Raw genomic sequence first — 727 nt, 5'->3', positions numbered from 1 at the left:
ACCACGGCGCTGATCCCCGGCCGCAAGGCGCCGATCCTGGTGACGGCGGAGCATGTGGCGTCGATGAAGCCGGGCTCTGTCATCATCGATCTGGCGGTGGAGCAGGGCGGCAACGTCGAGGGCGCCAAGCTGGGCGAGGTGGTGACCACGGCCAACGGCGTGAAGATCGTCGGCCATGCCAACTACGCCAGCCGCATCGCCGAGAGCGCCTCGCTCCTGTACTCCAAGAACCTGCTGGCGCTGCTGACGTCGCTGCACGGGAAAGAGACCGGCGTGGCCGTCAACTGGGACGACGAGATCGTCAAGGCCATCGCGCTGACCCGCGACGGCGCCGTCGTCCACCCCGCCTTCGCCGGCTGACCGGGCGCCTGAGGAGACTTACCGCAATGGATCAGACCCAACTGTCCGCCCGTATTGCCGAGCTCAAGGCGAACCTCGCGGCGCTCGGCCAGCAGGCCGATCTGCTGGCCGCCCAGGTCGCGCACAGCGCGCAGCCCGTCACCGAGGCCGCCGGCGGTCACGGCAGCTTCTTCGTCACCGGCCTGACGGTGCTCGTGCTGGCCTGCTTCGTCGGCTATTACGTCGTCTGGCGCGTCACCCCGGCCCTGCATTCGCCGCTGATGGCCGTCACCAACGCCGTGTCGTCGGTGATCATCGTCGGCGCCCTGATCGCCGCCGGCCCGGCCGGCTTCGACTTCTCGAAGGTCCTGGGCTTCCTCGCCGTCAT

The 727-nt window shown here is 69.1% G+C and carries 1 protein-coding gene and 1 pseudogene; both read left to right on the top strand.

Features of this window, described 5'->3' with window-relative positions; genetic code table 11:
- A pseudogene (locus tag FZ029_RS32790) lies at positions 1–360 on the top strand (NAD(P)(+) transhydrogenase (Re/Si-specific) subunit alpha); the annotation flags it as partial.
- Between the two features lie 26 nt (positions 361–386).
- A partial coding sequence (locus FZ029_RS32785) for an NAD(P) transhydrogenase subunit alpha (RefSeq protein ID WP_149274383.1) occupies positions 387–727 on the top strand: 341 nt, incomplete at its 3' end.

Origin of the sequence: Azospirillum sp. Sh1, from assembly GCF_008365135.1 — a bacterium.
Classification (GTDB): Bacteria; Pseudomonadota; Alphaproteobacteria; order Azospirillales; family Azospirillaceae; genus Azospirillum; species Azospirillum oryzae.
Note: the sequence above shows the minus strand (reverse complement) of the source record. Positions and strands in the feature narration are given on the sequence as shown.